The organism is Mycobacterium parmense, assembly GCF_010730575.1.
Lineage (GTDB): Bacteria > Actinomycetota > Actinomycetes > Mycobacteriales > Mycobacteriaceae > Mycobacterium > Mycobacterium parmense.
Genome location: NZ_AP022614.1, coordinates 2591914 through 2610943, shown reverse-complemented (window position 1 = coordinate 2610943; position 19030 = coordinate 2591914). Strand labels below are relative to the sequence as shown.

Here is a 19030-nt window from a genome sequence, read left to right as displayed (position 1 = left end):
GGTGCCCGCGTAACCGGGCGGCGGTTCAGCGCAGCATCGTCGCGACGATCCCGGCCAGGTAACCCAGCCGAGCCACCTCCGAGGGCCGGAACTCCGGGCCCGGACGGCCGAGCACCACCGCGGTGTGCGGGTCGCCCAACGGGGCCGCGACCATGGTGGTGTCCATGTCGCGCCACGCCTGCGGCACCCACTCGGCCGTGTTGTCCAGCGCCTTGGCCTGCTCGATGGGCAGCCACGGGGCTTTGTCGGCCTTGGTCTCCGGGGCGCCGGCGCTGGCCGCCACGCGCTCGAGTGCCCCATCCGAATCGCGCAGCACCGTGCACCAACTCACCCGCAGCACCTTGGGCGCCTCGTCGGCCAGGACCTGTAGCCGCGAGGCGCCGTCGACGGCAGCGGCGACATGGTCGAGCAGCTCGAGCTCCCGGTGCGCCTCGAGCAGCCCGGTGTGCGGGCGCACGCTGTCGACGCGGACCCCGGGCAGCGACTCGGCGGCCGTGATCAGGGTGTCGGGCATCGAGCCCGGCGGCAGCTCGATGACAAGGTCGTCGATCGCGTATCCCGAGCTGCGTTCCACCACGTCCAGCGACAGAATGTCGGCGCCCACCGAACCGAGCGCGACCGCCAGCGAACCGAGGCTACCCGGCCGGTCGGCCAGCTCGATGCGCAAGAGATACGAGGGCACGGCCAACACTGTTTCACAGCGATGCCCGCACGGCATTTCGGCTGGGCCCGGCATCCGCGGCCGCGCGTGCCGCGCCACATCGCCGCCCGGCTAGGCTTTTCACCCGTGTCCCAGATCTCCCGCGACGAGGTGGCGCACCTGGCCCGGCTGTCCCGGCTGGCGTTGAGCGACAGCGAGCTGGACAGCTTCGCCGGCCAGCTCGACGCCATCCTGACCCACGTCAGCCAGGTGCAGGCCGTCGACGTCACCGGCGTCGAAGCCACCGACAACCCGCTCAAGGACGTCAACGTCACGCGTCCCGACCGGCCGACCCCGTGCCTGACCCAGCGTGAGGCGCTTGACCAGGCGCCCGAGGCCGTCGACGGCCGCTTCGCGGTGCCCCAGATCCTGGGGGACAGCGAGTGAGCGATATCGTCCGGTCCGACGCCGCGACACTGGCGGCCAGGATCGCCGCAAAAGAGCTGTCGTCGGTCGAGGTCACCCGGGCCTGCCTGGACCAGATCGACGCCACCGACGAGCGCTACCACGCCTTCCTGCACGTGGCGGCCGACGAGGCGCTGGCGGCGGCGGCCGCCGTCGACCAGGCGGTGGCCGCAGGCGAGCGGCTCCCGTCGGCGCTGGCCGGGGTGCCGTTGGCCCTCAAGGACGTCTTCACCACCGTCGACATGCCCACCACCTGCGGGTCGAAGATCCTCGAAGGCTGGCGTTCCCCCTACGACGCCACCCTCACGCTGAGGCTGCGCGCGGCCGGCATCCCGATCCTGGGCAAGACCAACATGGACGAGTTCGCGATGGGCAGCTCGACGGAGAACTCGGCCTACGGCCCCACCCGCAACCCGTGGAACGTCGACCGGGTTCCCGGCGGCTCAGGCGGCGGCAGCGCGGCGGCGCTGGCCGCGTTCCAGGCGCCGCTGGCCATCGGGTCCGACACCGGCGGCTCCATCCGCCAGCCGGCCGCGCTGACCGCGACCGTCGGGGTCAAGCCCACCTACGGCACCGTCTCGCGCTACGGGCTGGTGGCCTGCGCGTCCTCGCTGGACCAGGGCGGCCCGTGCGCGCGCACCGTGCTCGACACCGCCCTGCTGCACCGGGTGATCGCCGGCCACGACGCCCGCGACTCCACCTCCCTGCACGCCGAGGTGCCCGACGTGGTCGCCGCCGCCAGGGCCGGAGCCGCCGGTGACCTGGGCGGTGTGCGGGTCGGAGTCGTCAAGCAGCTGCGCGGCGAGGGCTACCAGCCGGGCGTGCTGGCCTCGTTCGAGGCCGCCGTCGAGCAGCTGACCAAGCTCGGCGCCGAGGTGAGCGAGGTGGACTGCCCGCACTTCGAGTACGCGCTGGCCGCCTACTACCTGATCCTGCCGTCGGAGGTGTCGAGCAACCTGGCGCGCTTCGACGCGATGCGCTACGGGCTGCGGGTCGGCGACGACGGCAGCCACAGCGCAGAAGAGGTGATGGCGCAGACCCGGGCGGCCGGGCTCGGTCCGGAGGTCAAGCGCCGCATCATGATCGGCACGTACGCGCTGTCGGCCGGATACTACGACGCCTACTACAACCAGGCGCAGAAGGTGCGCACCCTGATCGCCCGCGACCTCGACAGGGCCTACGAGTCCGTCGACGTCGTGGTGTCCCCGGCGACCCCGACCACCGCCTTCAGGCTGGGCGAGAAGGTCGACGACCCGCTGGCGATGTACCTGTTCGACCTGTGCACGCTGCCGCTGAACCTGGCCGGGCACTGCGGCATGTCGGTGCCGTCGGGCCTGTCGCCCGACGACGGCCTGCCGGTGGGGCTGCAGATCATGGCGCCGGCGCTGGCCGACGACCGGCTCTACCGGGTGGGTGCCGCGTACGAGGCCGCGCGCGGGGAGTTGCCCAGCGCCATCTAGGCGGCAACCAACGAGGCCGCAGTGCAAGATGAAGGGCATGCGGATCGGAGTTCTCACCGGCGGAGGCGACTGCCCCGGCCTCAACGCCGTCATCCGGGCGGTGGTGCGCACGTGCGACGCCCGGTACGGCTCCTCGGTGGTCGGGTTCCAGGACGGGTGGCGCGGGCTGCTGGAGAACCGGCGCATGCAGCTCGCGAACGACGACCGCAACGACCGGCTGCTCGCCAAGGGCGGGACGATGCTGGGCACCGCGCGCGTTCATCCGGACAAGCTGCGGGCCGGCCTCGACCAGATCAAACAGACCCTGGACGACAACGGCATCGACGTCCTCATCCCGATCGGGGGCGAGGGCACGCTGACCGCCGCGCACTGGCTGTCCGAGGAGAACGTGCCCGTGGTCGGGGTGCCCAAAACCATCGACAACGACATCGATTGCACCGACGTGACTTTCGGCCACGACACCGCGCTGACCGTCGCCACCGACGCCATCGACCGCCTGCACAGCACCGCCGAGTCGCACCAGCGGGTGATGCTGGTGGAGGTGATGGGCCGGCACGCCGGCTGGATCGCCCTCAACGCGGGCATGGCCTCCGGCGCCCACATGACGCTGATCCCCGAGCAGCCCTTCGACATCGAAGAGGTGTGCCGGCTGGTGAAACGGCGCTTCCAGCGCGGTGATTCGCATTTCATCTGCGTGGTCGCCGAGGGCGCCAAGCCGGTCGAGGGGTCGATCACGTTGCGCGAGGGCGGGCTTGACGAGTTCGGCCACGAGCGTTTCACCGGGGTGGCCGCCCAGCTGGCCGTGGCGGTGGAGAAGCGGATCAACAAGGAGGTCCGGGTCACCGTGCTGGGCCACGTCCAGCGGGGCGGCACGCCGACGGCGTATGACCGCGTGCTGGCAACCCGGTTCGGCGTCAACGCCGCCGACGCGGCCCATGCGGGGGAGTACGGCCAGATGGTCTCGCTGCGCGGGCAGGAGATCGGGCGGGTGGCGCTCGCGGATGCCGTGCGCCAGCTCAAGCTGGTGCCCCAGTCCCGCTACGACGACGCCGCCGCTTTCTTCGGCTGACCGGGCGCGGCCCTGCGGCTCCGCCGGCCTCGCGACCACCACTGGGACGTTGGTGGTGGCCCGCTTCGCCCGGCTCCGCCGGCCTCGCGACCACCACTGGGACGTTGGTGGTGGCCCGCTTCGCCCGGCTCCGCCGGCCTCGCGACCACCACTGGGACGTTGGTGGTGGCCCGCTTCGCCCGGCTCCGCCGGCCTCGCGACCACCACTGGGACGTTGGTGGTGGCCCGCTTCGCGACCACCACTGGGACGTTGGTGGTGGCCCGCTTCGCCCGGCTCCGCCGGCCTCGCGACCACCACGGGGACGTTGGTGGTGGCCCGCTTCGCCCGGCTCCGCCGGCCTCGCGACCACCACGGGGACGTTGGTGGTGGCCCGCTTCGCCCGGCTCCGCCGGCCTCGCGACCACCACGGGGACGTTGGTGGTGGCCCGCTTCGCCCGGCTCCGCCGGCCTCGCGACCACCACTAGGATCGAGGCATGAGTGTTGCCGCCGCCGGTGCCGAGTTGATGGATTACGAGGACGTCATCGCGCGCTTCGACCCCGTGCTCGGCCTCGAGGTGCACGTCGAGCTGTCCACCTTGACGAAGATGTTCTGCGGCTGCGCCACCGCGTTCGGGGCCGAGCCCAACACCCAGGTGTGCCCGGTGTGCCTGGGCCTGCCCGGTTCGCTGCCGGTGCTCAACCAGGCCGCGGTCGAGTCGGCGATCCGGATCGGCCTGGCGCTCAACTGCCAGATCGTGCCGTGGTGCCGGTTCGCCCGGAAGAACTACTTCTACCCGGACATGCCGAAGAACTACCAGATCTCGCAGTACGACGAGCCGATCGCGATCGACGGCTTTCTCGAGGTGCCGCTGGACGACGGCACCACGTGGCGCGTCGACATCGAGCGGGCGCACATGGAGGAGGACACCGGCAAGCTCACCCACCTGGGCAGCGAGACGGGCCGCATCCACGGCGCGACCACATCGCTGATCGACTACAACCGCGCCGGTGTCCCGCTCATCGAGATCGTCACCAAGCCGATCGTGGGAACCGGCGACCGCGCGCCCCAGGTCGCCCGGGCCTACGTGACCGCATTGCGAGACCTGCTGCGCTCGTTGGAGGTTTCCGACGTCCGCATGGACCAGGGCTCGATGCGCTGCGACTCCAACGTGTCGCTCATGCCGAAGGGGGCCACGGAGTTCGGCACCCGCACCGAGACCAAGAACGTCAACTCGCTGCGCAGCGTCGAGGTGGCCGTGCGCTATGAGATGCAGCGCCAAGCGGCGATTCTGGCGTCCGGCGGCCGGATCCGCCAAGAGACCAGGCACTTTCACGAGTCCGGTTACACCAGCCCCGGCCGCGCCAAAGAGACGGCCGAGGATTACCGCTACTTCCCGGAGCCGGACCTGGAACCCGTCGCGCCCAGCCGCGAGCTCGTCGAGCAGTTGCGGCAGACCATTCCCGAACTACCGTGGTTGAGCCGCAAGCGGATTCAGCAGGAGTGGGGAGTCTCCGACGAGGTCATGCGCGACCTCGTCAACGCCGGCGCGGTTGACCTGGTGATCGCTACCGTCAAGCACGGCGCCCCCAGCGAGCAGGCGCGCGCCTGGTGGGGAAACTTCCTGGTCCAGAAGGCCAACGAGGCCGGCATCGGCCTCGAAGAGCTGCCTATCACCCCGGCGCAGGTCGCCGCCGTGGTGGCGCTGGTCGACGAGGGCAAGCTGTCGAACAAACTGGCGCGACAGGTCGTGGAGGGCGTGCTGGCCGGGGAGGGGGAGCCCGAGCAGGTGATGACCGCGCGCGGCCTCGCGCTGGTGCGCGACGACTCGGTGACACAGGCGGCCGTCGACGAAGCCCTGGCCGCCAATCCCGATGTGGCGGAGAAGATCCGCGGCGGAAAGGTGGCCGCGGCCGGCGCGATCGTCGGCGCGGTCATGAAGGCAACCCGCGGGCAGGCCGACGCCGCCCGAGTTCGTGAGCTGGTCCTGGCCGCCTGCGGCCAGGGCTGACCCGCGCCCGCGTGCGTGCGGGACGGCGCGACGCGCCGAAAATGCTTGGTGTGCTTCATGTTCGGCGCGGCAAGGAAGGCGCCGGAGCTACGTCTTGTCGTCGTTGTTGCGGGGGAAGCCGCCGCCCTGCGGGAATAGCGGGAACACCACGTCGTCGAGCTTCTCGGCATCCCCGGCCGTCTTGTTGACGGTTGCGCCCCAGACGTTTCCGTCCGGCGACATCCGCAGCGCCCATGCGTGCGCGTGGGTGTCCTTGCGGACGACGTCGGGTTCGCCGGTGACCGCACCCGTCGACGGCGCCAGCCGGACGGCCACGGTCAGCTTGGTGTTGATCAGGTTGACCAGCACCGTCCCGTCCATCGCTGCGCAGCCGGCGACGCCGGGCTTGTCGGGCCAGGTCCACACCGTGGAGACCTCGGAGGTCTTGGTGATGCGCTGCAACCTGTCCGCGGTGGGGGTGCGGTCGGCGACGTAGAGCGAGCCGTCGACGGGGTCGACGCACATGCCGCCCCCGGAGCCGACGCCGGACAGCGCGGTGGTGGGGGGCGCCTGCCCGATCGTGGTCGGCTGCTCGATGCGCAGCACCTTGCCGGCAAGCGATTTGGGGTCGGCGGCCATCGACGGGTTGCCAGCATCGCCGGTCATCACCAGCAGGGTGGTGGGGCTGGTGAAGATCAGCGCTCCCATGTTTCCGGTGGCGCCCTTGGGGATCCCGGTCAGGATGTCCTTGGGGATGTCACCGTCGGCGATACGGACGACCCGGTTGTCGGTGGGCGTGCTGATGTAGGCGTACATCAGGCGGTCCTGGGTGTAGGTAGGCGACAGCACGATGTCCATCAGGCCGCCGTCCCCCGAGGGATCGACCGGGATCACCGTCTTCACCTTCGGCTCGGCGCTGACGGAGATGTCCTTGACCGCGCCGGTGGTGCGCTCGGCAACCAACGCGGTTTTGCTGTCGGGGCCCATGATGAGGCCGCTGGTGCTTTCCAGGCAGCCCTGCATCACTCCCGGCGCCGGGCAGGCCTTCGGGAACGGTGTGGGCGGCAGCGGCGGCGGCGGGGGAGGCGTCGAGCTGGGCTGCGGATGAAGCTCGGGCTCCGTGGTGAACGGCTGGGACTGGGCGTCGTTGAACCGTGCGCACCCACTCGACACCAGCATCACGGTGCAGAGCGCGGCCAGCGCGCACCGAACCGATCGCCCCCATCGCGCACCTCGCATGACCGACAGGCTACGGACCCCGCGGGTGGCGCCGCCACACGCCCGGCGCGCGGTGCGCCGCGTGCCGCGTGCGCCGCGCGCCGGATCCCCGCCGATTCATACCGGGTTTACGCGTTCGAGCCCGTCCCGAGATACGACCGATACCGTTTCGGGCAAATCCGGGCCTATTTTGCGCACCGAGGTCCGATTGCATGGCGAAAGCGCCGCTCAAATCCCCAATTCAGGACCAAATGCCCTTACCCTGACTCCCGTGACCAGTCAATCGAATGACGCACATTGGCAGCGGCCCGGCGAATCGCCGGCGCCAACTCCGGGGCGCCCCGCCTCGGCGCGTTTGGTGGACCCCGAAGACGACCTGACGCCAGTCGGTTACCCGGGCGACTTCGGCACCACGACCGTCATCCCCCACACCGACCTGGCCGCCGCGGCCGGCCCCGGCGCGGGCAAGTACGGCCTCCTCGACCAGCAGGAGCCGTTGCCGTACGTACAGCCGGCGTCGCCGGTGCAGGCGGCGCCGATCTCGGCGACCGAGCCGGCCCAGATCTACCCGGACGACGAACACGACCGGCTGCGCGCGGCCGGCCGCCGCGGCACCCAGAACCTGGGTTTGCTGATCATGCGTCTCGGCCTGGGAGTGGTGCTGGGCGCCCACGGGCTGCAGAAGCTCTTCGGCTGGTGGGGCGGCTCGGGGGTCACCGCCTTCCGCAACTCGCTGTCCGACGTCGGCTACCAGCACGCCGACATCCTGGCCTACGTCAGCGCCGGCGGCGAGGTGGTTGCCGGTGTGCTGCTGATCCTGGGCCTGTTCACCCCGCTGGCGGCGGCGGGCGCGCTGGCCTTCCTGATCAACGGCCTACTGGCCACGATCTCGGCGCGGCCGCACTCGCACACCTTCTCCTTCTTCCTGCCGCAGGGGCACGAGTACCAGATCACCCTGATCGTGCTGGCCGCCGCAGTCATCCTGTGTGGGCCCGGCCGTTACGGGTTCGACGCCGGGCGCGGATGGGCGCACCGGCCCTTCATCGGGTCGTTCGTCGCGCTGCTGGCGGGCATCGCCGCCGGTGTCGGTGTGTGGGTGCTGCTCAACGGCGTCAACCCGATCGCCTGACCGGGCGTCAACCGTAGGGATTGGGGACCCGCCCCGAACTGGCAGCCGTCAACTCCGGCAACGTCGCGAACGTGACGGCAGGCAACCGCAGTTCCGTCCCGTCCTTGAGGTGGGCGCGCGCCCAGGAGCCGCGGTGAAACCGCAGCCCGTCGATGTCCTCCCAGGCCACCGCGCGGCTGTGCAGCAGGTCCCGGGCGGTCACGCCGCGGTCGTCGGCGACCGTGCGCAGCCGGAAGACCATTGCCGACAACGCCACCGGGATGACGAGCAGCGGTGCGGACAGCGGCCACACCAGCACCGGGATCAGCAGCCCCAGCGCGAAGAAGCCGACGGCCAGGTGCGCCATCGGCGACACCCTGATCACGACGGGGGAATCGGTAACCACCCTCGCATCATTGCACCGGCGGCCCCGGCGCCCCGCACACGGCGGGATTTGACGGTTGAGCAGTGCGTTGGCTACCGTCGGAGGTTATGGATACCGCCGGAAAGCCCGGAATGCTCGTAGTAATTCGTCAGCGCGTTGGTGCCTGACCAGCACGTCAGCATTTGAAGCGACCCGGCACCGACGCGCAACCCTCGATCAGCAGCCGAGCTGACGGGGGTTTTTTCTTGCGCAGCAAGGCCAATTCCAGACCGAACAAGGATTAAGACAGTGAGCGCACCCACCAGGCCACACGCCCGTGCGGCCGACATCGCCTCCGACGCGGCGGAAACACCCGCGGCGGCTCCGGCCAAGCACCCCAAACCCGTTGACCCTCAGCAACTTACCGGGGCGCAGTCGGTGATCCGCTCGCTCGAGGAACTCGGCGTCGAGGTCATTTTCGGGATCCCCGGCGGTGCGGTGCTGCCGGTGTACGATCCGCTGTTCGACTCGAAGAAACTGCGCCACGTACTCGTTCGCCACGAGCAGGGCGCCGGCCACGCCGCCAGCGGCTATGCGCATGCGACCGGCAAGGTCGGCGTCTGCATGGCCACGTCGGGTCCCGGCGCCACCAACCTGGTGACCCCGCTGGCCGACGCGCAGATGGACTCGATCCCCGTGGTCGCCATCACCGGGCAGGTCGGTCGCACGCTGATCGGCACGGACGCCTTCCAGGAGGCCGACATCTCCGGCATCACGATGCCGATCACCAAGCACAACTTCCTGGTCCGCTCCGGCGACGAGATCCCGCAGGTGCTCGCCGAGGCGTTCCACATCGCCGCCTCGGGCCGCCCGGGCGCGGTGCTGGTCGACATCCCCAAGGACGTGCTGCAGGGCCAGTGCACGTTCAGCTGGCCCCCGCGCATGGACCTGCCCGGTTACAAGCCGAACACCAAGCCGCACAACCGCCAGATCCGTGAGGCCGCAAAGCTGATCGCGGCCGCGCGCAAGCCGGTGCTCTACGTCGGCGGCGGCGTCATCCGCGGCGAGGCGACCGAGCAGCTGCGCGAATTGGCCGAGCTGACCGGCATCCCGGTGGTCACCACGCTGATGGCGCGCGGCGCGTTCCCGGACAGCCACCGTCAGCACCTGGGCATGCCCGGCATGCACGGCACCGTGGCCGCGGTGGCGGCGTTGCAGCGCAGCGACCTGCTGATCGCGCTGGGCACCCGCTTCGACGACCGGGTGACCGGCAAGCTGGACACCTTCGCCCCGGAAGCCAAGGTCATCCACGCCGACATCGACCCCGCAGAGATCGGCAAGAACCGGCACGCCGACGTGCCGATCGTCGGGGACGTCAAGGCCGTCATCGCCGAACTCATCGCGATGCTGCGCCACCACGGTGGCGCCCGCGCCACCGAAACCTCAGACATGAGCGAGTGGTGGGCCTACCTGGACAGCGTCAAGTCCACCTACCCGCTGAGCTACGGCCCGCAGAGCGACGGCAGCCTGAGCCCGGAGTACGTGATCGAGAAGCTGGGCCAGATCGCCGGCCCGGACGCGGTGTACGTCGCCGGCGTCGGCCAGCACCAGATGTGGGCGGCGCAGTTCATCTCCTACGAGAAGCCGCGGACCTGGCTCAACTCCGGGGGCCTGGGCACCATGGGCTTCGCCATCCCGGCGGCCATGGGGGCGCAGCTGGCCCGCCCCGACACCGAGGTCTGGGCGATCGACGGCGACGGCTGCTTCCAGATGACCAACCAGGAGCTGGCCACCTGCGCCATCGAGGGCATACCGATCAAGGTGGCGCTGATCAACAACGGCAACCTGGGCATGGTGCGCCAGTGGCAGACGCTGTTCTACGAAGAGCGCTACTCGCAAACCGACCTGGCCACGCACTCGCGCCGCATCCCGGACTTCGTCAAACTCGCCGAGGCGCTGGGCTGCGTCGGATTGCGTTGCGAGCGTGCGGAAGACGTCGAGGACGTGATCAATGCGGCCCGCTCGGTCACCGACCGCCCGGTGGTGATCGACTTCATCGTCGGCGCCGACGCCCAGGTGTGGCCGATGGTGGCCGCCGGGACCTCCAACGACGAGATCCAGGCCGCCCGCGGCATCCGGCCGCTGTTCGACGACGAGAGCGAGGGGCACGCCTGATGAGCGCGAAGACGCACACCCTCTCGGTGCTGGTCGAGGACAAACCCGGTGTGCTGGCACGGATCGCGGCGCTGTTCTCGCGGCGCGGATTCAACATCGAGTCGCTCGCGGTCGGCGCCACCGAGCAGAAGGACATGTCGCGGATGACGATCGTGGTCTCCGCCGAACAGACCCCGCTCGAGCAGATCACCAAGCAGCTCAACAAGCTGATCAACGTCATCAAGATTGTCGAGCTCGACGACGACAACTCGGTGTCGCGGGAGCTGGCGCTGATCAAGGTGCGGGCCGACGCGGGCAGTCGCAGCCAGGTGATCGAAGCGGTGAACCTGTTCCGCGGCAAGGTGATTGACGTGGCGCCGGAGGCGCTGACGATCGAGGTCACCGGCGACCGCGGCAAGATCGAGGCGCTGCTGCGGGTGCTGGAACCCTTCGGGATCCGCGAGATCGTCCAATCGGGAATGGTGTCGCTGTCGCGCGGTCCGCGCGGTATCGGCACGGCCAAGTAGTTTTCAGCGGCAGTAACGAGAAGGAGAAAGACAAATGCCATCGCAGGCATTGGAGATGTTCTACGACGACGACGCCGACCTGTCGATCATTCAGGGCCGCAAGGTCGGCGTGATCGGGTACGGCAGCCAGGGCCACGCACACTCGTTGAGCCTGCGCGACTCCGGCGTTCAGGTGAAGGTGGGCCTCAAGGAGGGTTCGAAGTCGCGGGCCAAGGTGGCCGAGCAGGGCCTGGAGGTCGACACCCCCGCCGAGGTCGCGAAGTGGGCCGACGTGATCATGTTGCTGGCGCCCGACACCGCGCAGGCGGAGATCTTCGCAAACGACATCGAGCCCAACCTGCGCCCCGGCGACGCGCTGTTCTTCGGGCACGGGCTCAACATCCACTTCGGCCTGATCAAGCCGCCCGCCGAGGTGACCATCGCGATGGTCGCCCCCAAGGGTCCCGGCCACCTGGTGCGCCGCCAGTTCGTCGACGGCAAGGGCGTGCCCTGCCTGATCGCCGTCGACCAGGACCCGACCGGACAGGGCGAGGCGCTGGCGCTGTCCTACGCCAAGGCCATCGGCGGCACCCGCGCCGGCGTCATCAAGACCACGTTCAAGGACGAGACCGAGACCGACCTGTTCGGCGAGCAGGCCGTGTTATGCGGCGGCACAGAGGAATTGGTGAAGACCGGTTTCGACGTGATGGTCGAGGCGGGCTACCCGCCGGAGATGGCGTACTTCGAGGTGCTGCACGAACTCAAGCTGATCGTCGACCTGATGTACGAGGGCGGCATCGCCCGGATGAACTACTCGGTGTCCGACACCGCGGAGTTCGGCGGCTACCTCTCTGGTCCCCGCGTCATCGACGCCGGCACCAAGGAGCGGATGCGTGAGATCCTGCGCGACATCCAGGACGGCAGCTTCACCAAGAAGCTGGTCGCCAACGTCGAGGGCGGCAACACCCAACTCGAGCAGTTGCGCAAGGAGAACGCCGAGCACCCCATCGAGGTCACCGGCAAGAAGCTGCGCGACCTGATGAGCTGGGTCGACCGGCCGATCACCGAGACGGCGTAACAGCTGTCGCCCAACGTGCACTCAGCGCGAATCTTCGGCGATTTTTTCGCACTGAGTGCACGTTCGGTGGCTCAGGACGCCTTGAGCCGCCCGGCGACCGCCACCACCCGGCGGGCCAGGTGATCCAGCGCGTTGCCCGTGACGTCACCGAAGTCGGTGATGTTGTCGTGGGTGGCGACCAGGCTCACGCCGTAGGGGTTGCCGTCGACGAACTTGGACGGATCGGTGTATCCCGGCGCCACGATGATGCCCCCGAAATGCATCAGCGTGACGTAAAGCGCGACCAGCGTTGTCTCCTGCCCGCCGTGGGCGGTATTGGAGGATGTGAAGCCGGCGTACACCTTGTCGGCGAGTTTGCCCTCCGCCCACAGCCCGCCCAGCGAATCCAGGAACGTGCGCAGCTGCGCGGCCGGGGAACCGAAGCGTGTCGGCGAGCCGAAGATCACCGCGTCGGCCCAGACGATGTCGTCGCCGGTGGCCGCCGGAAGATCCTTGGTGGCCTCGTAGTTCGCGGTCCAGGCGGGGTTGTGGGCGAACGTCGCCGGGTCGTGGGTTTCGGCGACGTGGCGCAGGCGAACCTCGGCGCCCGCCGCCTCGGCGGTCGCGGCGACGCGCCGCGCCATCGCGGTGCCGTGCCCGGTCGCCGAGTAGTAGATGATCGCAAGTTTGGTCACCGCGTCATCGTAGGCGCGGCGGCCGTTTGCCGGACCTGGATGACGCCGTGACGGGCCAGCCTGGCAGGCGCATGTGACTGTGCGCCGAAGTCGATGATGGCGACGTCGGCGCCGTAAACGCAGCCGATAGGCTGGCCGGGTGACTCTGCCTGTTGTATTGATCGCCGACAAACTCGCCCAATCCACCGTGGCCGCGCTGGGAGACCAGGTCGAGGTGCGCTGGGTGGACGGTCCCGACCGCGAGAAGCTGCTGGCCGCGGTGCCTGAGGCCGACGCGCTGCTGGTTCGCTCGGCCACCACCGTCGACGCCGAGGTGCTGGCGGCGGCCCCCAAGCTCAAGATCGTGGCCCGCGCCGGCGTCGGACTGGACAACGTGGACGTGGACGCGGCCACCGAGCGCGGTGTGCTGGTGGTCAACGCCCCGACATCGAACATCCACAGCGCCGCCGAACACGCGCTGGCGCTGCTGTTGTCCGCGGCGCGCCAGATCCCGGCGGCCGACGCGTCGCTGCGGGCGCACACCTGGAAGCGGTCGTCGTTCTCGGGCACGGAGATCTTCGGCAAGACCGTCGGCGTCGTCGGTCTGGGCAGGATCGGCCAGCTGGTCGCCCAACGCCTGGCGGCCTTCGGTGCCCATTTGGTGGCCTACGACCCGTACGTGTCCCCGGCGCGCGCCGCCCAGCTGGGCATCGAGCTGCTGGCGCTCGACGAGCTGCTGGGCCGCGCCGACTTCATCTCGGTGCACCTGCCCAAGACGCCCGAAACGGCGGGGTTGATCGACAAGGAGGCGCTGGCCAAGACCAAGCCGGGAGTGATCATCGTCAACGCCGCGCGCGGCGGCCTGGTGGACGAGGCGGCGCTGGCCGACGCGGTGTCCAGTGGCCATGTGCGCGCGGCCGGCATCGACGTGTTCGCCAAGGAGCCGTGCACCGACTCCCCGCTGTTCGAGCTGCCGCAGGTGGTGGTCACGCCCCACCTGGGCGCATCTACGGCCGAGGCTCAGGACCGGGCCGGCACCGACGTCGCCGCAAGCGTGAAGCTGGCCCTGGCAGGGGAATTCGTGCCCGACGCCGTCAACGTCGGCGGCGGCGTGGTCAACGAGGAGGTGGCGCCCTGGCTGGACCTGGTGCGCAAGCTCGGTGTGCTCGTCGCGGCGCTGTCCGACGGCCTGCCGGTCTCGCTGTCGGTTCAGGTTCGCGGCGAGCTGGCCGCCGAAGACGTTGAGGTGCTGAAGCTTTCGGCGCTGCGCGGCCTGTTCTCGGCGGTCATCGAGGATCAGGTGACGTTCGTCAACGCGCCGGCGCTGGCGTCCGAACGTGGCGTGACCGCCGAGCTGTCCAAGGCCTCCGAAAGCCCGAACCACCGCAGCGTCGTGGACGTGCGGGCCGTCGCCCATGACGGCTCGTGTGTGAACGTCGCCGGCGCGCTGTCCGGTCCGCAGCTGGTCGAGAAGATCGTCCAGATCAACGGCCGCAACTTCGACCTGCGGGCCCAGGGCACCAACCTGGTGATCAACTACGTCGATGCGCCCGGCGCGCTGGGCAAGATCGGCACCTTGCTGGGCGCCGCCGGGGTGAACATCCAGGCCGCGCAGCTCTCCGAGGACGCCGAGGGCCCGGGCGCCACCATCCTGCTGCGGCTGGACCAGGACGTCTCCGAGGACGTGCGGTCGGCGATCACGGCGGCGGTGGGCGCCAACAAGCTGAAGGTGGTTGACCTGTCGTGAAGCTCGCTGTCGTCAGCGGGGACGGCATCGGCCCTGAGGTGGTGGCCGAGGCGCTCAAGGTCCTCGACGCGGTGCTGCCCGGCGTGCAGAAGACCCCCTACGATCTGGGCGCCCGGCGGTTTCACGCCACCGGCGAGCTGCTGCCCGAGTCGGTGCTGGGCGAGTTGCGTGAGCACGACGCCATCCTGCTCGGCGCGATCGGCGATCCCTCGGTGCCCAGTGGCGTGCTCGAGCGGGGCCTGTTGCTGCGCTTGCGTTTTGAGCTCGACCACCACGTCAACCTGCGGCCCGCCCGGCTGTACCCCGGGGTGAGCGGCCCGCTCGCCGAGAAGGCCGACATCGACTTCGTGGTGGTTCGGGAGGGTACCGAGGGTCCCTACACGGGCACCGGCGGCGCGATCCGTGTGGGCACCCCCCACGAGGTGGCGACCGAGGTCAGCCTCAATACCGCGTTCGGTGTGCGCCGGGTGGTGACCGACGCCTTCGAGCGAGCGCGGCGTCGTCGCAAACATCTGACGCTGGTGCACAAGACCAACGTGCTGACGTTCGCGGGCACGTTGTGGGCCCGCATGGTGGCGGAGGTCGGCGAGAGCTACCCCGACGTCGCGGTGGCCTACCAGCACGTCGACGCGGCCACCATCTTCCTGGTGACCGACCCCGGGCGCTTCGACGTCATCGTCACCGACAACCTGTTCGGCGACATCATCACCGACCTGGCCGCGGCGGTCTGCGGCGGAATCGGCCTGGCCGCCAGCGGAAACATCGACGCCACGCGCACCAACCCCTCGATGTTCGAACCCGTGCACGGCAGCGCGCCCGACATCGCGGGCCGGGGCATCGCGGATCCGACGGCGGCGATTCTGTCGGTGTCGCTGCTGCTTTCGCACCTCGGCGAGGAGGACGCCGCTAGCCGGGTCGACCGTGCCGTGGCGAGTCATCTGGCAACACGTGGGACCGAACGCCTCGCCACCAGCGAAGTCGGCGAACGGATCGCCGCCGCGCTCTAGTCTCGAGGCCCGGCGGCAGCAATTTCGCCGGCACCAACGGCAGCGCCGCCAGCGGGAACAGCCCGCACAGCAGCCACGCCGGCGGATACTTCGCCGCGCTGATCAACGCGCCGAACATCGGCGGTCCCGCGGCCGCCATCAGCCGCTGGGTGGTGTTCTGAATGCCCAGCGCGCGCCCGCTCCAGAACGTGCCGGCGAATTCCGTGATGGCCGTTGCCTCCAGTCCGTTGTCGAGCACGGCGATCACCGACACGGCGACCATCAGCGGCGCCTGGTAGACCGAGTCCAGGTAGTCCGCCCACGCCAGCAGGAACAGGGCCACGGCGGCGGAGGCGACGATGAGGCGGACCGGTCTCATCCGCGAGCCGATGCGGTCCGACCAGCGGCCGACCAGGACGCGGCCGAGGGCGCCCAGCAGCTGCGAGAGGGTGACCAGGCCGCCGGCGGCGGCCACCGACCAGTTCAGGTTCTTGACCAGCCACACCAGCATGAAGGTCACGGTCACCGTCTGCGGCATCATCATCAGACCCGCGACCGCATGGATCCGCCACAACGTCCACGACCCGCGGTAGGGGCTGGCCAGTTCCCGGTCCGAAGCGGATTCGCGGGGTTTGCGCGGCGGATCGACGATGCCGATCGCGCTCGCCACCGCCGCCAGCGCGCACGCCGCAGCGGGAAACATCAGCCCCGCGCGCGGCCCGTGCTCGGCGAGTTCGGGCATCACCAACGCGCCCAGGGCGATTCCCAGCGGCTGCGCGGTCTGCCTGATGCCCATGGCCAGGCCGCGCTGGTGCGGCGGAAACCACCCGGAGACCAGCCGGCCTCCCGCGCTGTTGCAGCTGGCGGCGGCCATGCCGCCGAGGAACAGGAAGACGGCGACCGCGACCAGTGACTGCGCCGACGCCGCGGCGTAGGACGCGGCGGCCGTCAGCGCGGAACCGACGACCAGCACCAGCCGCTCGCCCACCCGGTCCAGCACGTAGCCCCACAAAACCAGCGTGACCACCATGCCCCAGCTGGGCATCGACGACAGCAGGCCGGCTTCCGTCAGGTGGATTCCGCGGCGGGACTCCAGCGACGGAATCAGGAAGGCGACACCGTTGATGAAGAGGAAGGAACTCGCGGTCGCGAAGAGCGACACGATCATCACCGACCACCGCGCCCCCGCGCCGAGCCCGACCTCGCCGGTCGCGTCGTTCGGCATCACCCCATGCTGACACAGGACGCGAAAACCGCAGGTGAGGACGGTGCCAGCCGTGCACCGTGGGGCCCGGACGCCCGCATCGTCGCCCGACTAGGCTCATCGGAATGCGCCTTGGCCGAATCGCAAGCCCGGACGGTGTCGCCTTCGTCAGCGTCGAGGGCGACACCGGCGACCCCGCAGCCCTGACCGCCCGCGAGATCGCCGAACATCCCTTCGGCACACCCACCTTCACCGGCCGGTCGTGGCCGCTGGCCGACGTCCGGCTGCTCGCGCCCATGCTGGCGAGCAAGGTGGTCTGCGTCGGCAAGAACTACGCCGACCACATCGCGGAGATGAGCGACATGACGGGGCCGGCGCCGGCGGACCCGGTGATCTTCCTCAAGCCCAACACGGCGATCATCGGGCCCAACGTGCCGATCCGGTTGCCCGCCAACGCATCACCGGTGCACTTCGAGGGCGAGCTGGCCGTTGTGATCGGACGGCCGTGCAAGGACGTGTCGGCCGCGCGGGCGGCCGATTTCATCCTGGGCTACACGATCGGCAACGACGTGTCGGCGCGCGACCAGCAGAAAGCCGACGTGCAATGGACCCGCGCCAAGGGCCATGACACCTTCTGCCCGGTGGGCCCGTGGATCGTCACCGATGTCGATCCGGCGGACCTCGAACTGCGCACCGAGGTCAACGGCGAGGTGAAGCAGCACAGCCGCACCTCGCTGATGATCCACGACGTCGGCGCCATCGTCGAATGGATCTCGGCCGTGATGACCCTGCTGCCCGGCGATCTCATCCTCACCGGGACGCCGGCCGGGGTCGGCCCCATCGAGGACGGCGACACCGTCGAAGTGACCGTCGAAGGTATCGGCACCCTGTCCAATCCCGTGGTCCGCAAGGGCAAGTCGTGAGTTCCCCGTCGGGTGTGCGCGTGCGGTTCTGCCCCTCGCCCACCGGCACCCCCCACGTCGGCATGGTCCGCACCGCGTTGTTCAACTGGGCCTACGCCCGACACACCGGGGGCACCTTCGTCTTTCGCATCGAGGACACCGATGCCGAGCGCGACAGCGAGGAAAGCTACCTGGCCCTGCTCGACGCGCTGCGCTGGCTGGGCCTGGACTGGGACGAGGGCCCCGAGGTCGGCGGACCCTACGGCCCGTATCGGCAGTCGCTGCGCAAGGACGTCTACCGCGAGGTCGTCGACAAGCTGCTCTCGGCCGGTGAGGCCTATCAAGCCTTCTCGACGCCGGAGGAGGTCGAGGCCCGGCACGTGGCGGCCGGGCGAAACCCCAAGCTGGGCTACGACAACTTCGACCGCGAGCTGACCGACGAGCAGCGCTCGGCGTTCATCGCCGAGGGCCGCCGGCCGGTGGTGCGGCTGCGGATGCCCGACGAGGACCACAGCTGGGACGACCTGGTGCGCGGCACCACCACCTTCGCAGCGGGCAGCGTGCCCGACTTCGCGCTGACCCGCGCGAGCGGAGATTCGTTATACACCTTGGTCAACCCGGTCGACGACGCGCTGATGAAGATCACTCACGTGCTGCGCGGCGAGGACCTGCTGCCGTCGACCCCACGCCAGCTCGCGCTGTACCGGGCGCTGATGCGGATCGGCGTCGCCGAGCGGGTCCCGCAGTTCGCGCACCTTCCAACGGTATTGGGGGAGGGCACCAAGAAGCTGTCCAAGCGTGACCCGCAGTCCAACCTGTTCACCCATCGCGAGCGCGGCTTCATCCCCGAGGGACTGCTCAACTACCTCGCGCTGCTGGGCTGGGCGATCGCCGACGACCGCGACGTGTTCAGCCTCGACGAGATGGTGGCCGCGTTCGACGTCGTGAATGTGAACTCCAATCCGGCCCGCTTCGACCAGAAGAAGGCCGACGCGCTCAACGCCGAGCACATCCGGATGCTGGACCCGGCCGACTTCGCCGCCAGGCTGCGCGAGTACTTCGCGGAGCACGGCCACGACACGGGGCTGGACGAGGCGGGGTTTGCCGTGGCCGCCCAGCTGGTGCAGACCCGCATCGTGGTGCTCGGCGACGCGTGGGAGTTGCTGAAGTTCCTCGACGAGGGCTCGTACGCGATCGAGGAGAAGGCCGCCGCCAAGGAGCTCGGACCCGACGGCGCGCCGGTGCTGGACGCCGCGCTGGCCGCCCTGGACGGCGTGACCGACTGGACCGCGGCCGGCGTCGAGGCCGCCCTCAAGACGGCCCTCATCGACGATCTGGCCCTCAAACCGCGTAAGGCGTTCGGCCCGATCCGGGTCGCGGCCACCGGGACCACCATCAGCCCGCCGTTGTTCGAGTCGCTCGAATTACTCGGCCGCGACCGCAGCATGCAGCGGCTTCGCGCGGCACGCGAGACGATCGGCTGACAGACCCCGACCACGCGTTCGGA

Annotated in this window: 17 protein-coding genes; 12 read left to right on the top strand and 5 right to left on the bottom strand. The window is 69.8% G+C overall.

What is annotated here, in order from left to right; all coding sequences use genetic code 11:
- Positions 1 to 25: 25 nt before the first annotated feature.
- A complete protein-coding gene (locus tag G6N48_RS11830; protein WP_139825653.1) occupies positions 26 to 682 on the bottom strand; it encodes an ACT domain-containing protein in 657 nt (218 codons plus the stop codon).
- 105 nt (positions 683 to 787) lie between these two features.
- Here G6N48_RS11830 and gatC point away from each other — a divergent pair, with 105 nt between their 5' ends.
- The 4 genes from gatC to gatB all read left to right on the top strand — a co-directional run bounded on the left by gatC (position 788) and on the right by gatB (position 5624).
- Entirely contained in the window at positions 788 to 1087 is a 300-nt protein-coding gene (gene gatC / locus G6N48_RS11825; RefSeq protein WP_085267988.1) for an Asp-tRNA(Asn)/Glu-tRNA(Gln) amidotransferase subunit GatC, read from the top strand.
- On the top strand, positions 1084 to 2565 hold the full coding sequence (gene gatA / locus G6N48_RS11820; protein WP_085267989.1) for an Asp-tRNA(Asn)/Glu-tRNA(Gln) amidotransferase subunit GatA: 1482 nt from the start codon (positions 1084 to 1086) through the stop codon (positions 2563 to 2565). Before gatC ends, gatA begins: the two co-directional genes overlap by 4 nt.
- A gap of 37 nt (positions 2566 to 2602) precedes the next feature.
- Positions 2603 to 3634 carry an ATP-dependent 6-phosphofructokinase gene (locus tag G6N48_RS11815; RefSeq protein ID WP_085268074.1) on the top strand — a complete coding sequence of 344 codons (1032 nt, stop codon included), beginning with the start codon at positions 2603 to 2605 and terminating at the stop codon, positions 3632 to 3634.
- 475 nt (positions 3635 to 4109) lie between these two features.
- Positions 4110 to 5624, top strand: a complete 1515-nt coding sequence (gene gatB, locus G6N48_RS11810) for an Asp-tRNA(Asn)/Glu-tRNA(Gln) amidotransferase subunit GatB (RefSeq protein WP_085267990.1) — start codon at positions 4110 to 4112, stop codon at positions 5622 to 5624.
- An 87-nt stretch (positions 5625 to 5711) separates the two neighbouring features.
- On the opposite strand, the gene G6N48_RS11805 is transcribed toward gatB, so the two are convergent.
- Positions 5712 to 6842, bottom strand: coding sequence for a PQQ-dependent sugar dehydrogenase (locus G6N48_RS11805; protein ID WP_085267991.1), 1131 nt, complete (start codon positions 6840 to 6842; stop codon positions 5712 to 5714).
- 250 nt (positions 6843 to 7092) lie between these two features.
- Between G6N48_RS11805 and G6N48_RS11800 the strand changes: the two genes are divergently transcribed.
- Entirely contained in the window at positions 7093 to 7950 is an 858-nt protein-coding gene (locus tag G6N48_RS11800) for a DoxX family protein (RefSeq protein WP_085267992.1), read from the top strand.
- Between the two features lie 7 nt (positions 7951 to 7957).
- On the opposite strand, the gene G6N48_RS11795 is transcribed toward G6N48_RS11800, so the two are convergent.
- The gene (locus tag G6N48_RS11795; protein ID WP_085268075.1) at positions 7958 to 8296 is read right to left on the bottom strand and encodes a PH domain-containing protein; all 339 of its coding nucleotides are present in this window, start codon (positions 8294 to 8296) and stop codon (positions 7958 to 7960) included.
- Positions 8297 to 8602: 306 nt separating this feature from the next.
- On the opposite strand from G6N48_RS11795, the gene G6N48_RS11790 reads away from it, so the two are divergent.
- The 3 genes from G6N48_RS11790 to ilvC are packed head-to-tail and all read left to right on the top strand — an operon-like array spanning position 8603 to position 12031.
- Entirely contained in the window at positions 8603 to 10468 is a 1866-nt protein-coding gene (locus G6N48_RS11790; RefSeq protein ID WP_085267993.1) for an acetolactate synthase large subunit, read from the top strand.
- Complete coding sequence (gene ilvN, locus G6N48_RS11785) at positions 10468 to 10974, top strand: acetolactate synthase small subunit (RefSeq protein WP_085267994.1); 507 nt, start codon at positions 10468 to 10470, stop codon at positions 10972 to 10974. Before G6N48_RS11790 ends, ilvN begins: the two co-directional genes overlap by 1 nt.
- Positions 10975 to 11029: 55 nt before the next feature.
- Positions 11030 to 12031 (top strand): ketol-acid reductoisomerase, encoded by a 1002-nt coding sequence (gene ilvC, locus G6N48_RS11780; RefSeq protein WP_085267995.1) that lies wholly within the window; start codon positions 11030 to 11032, stop codon positions 12029 to 12031.
- 71 nt (positions 12032 to 12102) lie between these two features.
- Here ilvC and wrbA read toward each other — a convergent pair whose 3' ends face one another.
- Positions 12103 to 12705, bottom strand: a complete 603-nt coding sequence (wrbA, locus tag G6N48_RS11775; RefSeq protein WP_085267996.1) for an NAD(P)H:quinone oxidoreductase — start codon at positions 12703 to 12705, stop codon at positions 12103 to 12105.
- A gap of 139 nt (positions 12706 to 12844) precedes the next feature.
- Between wrbA and serA the strand changes: the two genes are divergently transcribed.
- Entirely contained in the window at positions 12845 to 14431 is a 1587-nt protein-coding gene (gene serA / locus G6N48_RS11770) for a phosphoglycerate dehydrogenase (RefSeq protein ID WP_085267997.1), read from the top strand.
- The gene (locus G6N48_RS11765; RefSeq protein WP_085267998.1) at positions 14428 to 15438 is read left to right on the top strand and encodes a 3-isopropylmalate dehydrogenase; all 1011 of its coding nucleotides are present in this window, start codon (positions 14428 to 14430) and stop codon (positions 15436 to 15438) included. Before serA ends, G6N48_RS11765 begins: the two co-directional genes overlap by 4 nt.
- Here G6N48_RS11765 and G6N48_RS11760 read toward each other — a convergent pair.
- A complete protein-coding gene (locus tag G6N48_RS11760; protein WP_085267999.1) occupies positions 15338 to 16642 on the bottom strand; it encodes an MFS transporter in 1305 nt (434 codons plus the stop codon). The two genes, G6N48_RS11765 and G6N48_RS11760, sit on opposite strands and share 101 nt — an antisense overlap.
- A 104-nt stretch (positions 16643 to 16746) precedes the next feature.
- Between G6N48_RS11760 and G6N48_RS11755 the strand changes: the two genes are divergently transcribed.
- Complete coding sequence (locus G6N48_RS11755) at positions 16747 to 17544, top strand: fumarylacetoacetate hydrolase family protein (protein WP_085268000.1); 798 nt, start codon at positions 16747 to 16749, stop codon at positions 17542 to 17544.
- The gene (gene gltX, locus G6N48_RS11750; RefSeq protein WP_085268001.1) at positions 17541 to 19007 is read left to right on the top strand and encodes a glutamate--tRNA ligase; all 1467 of its coding nucleotides are present in this window, start codon (positions 17541 to 17543) and stop codon (positions 19005 to 19007) included. The genes G6N48_RS11755 and gltX overlap by 4 nt, the downstream gene beginning before the upstream one ends.
- Positions 19008 to 19030 lie beyond the last annotated feature (23 nt).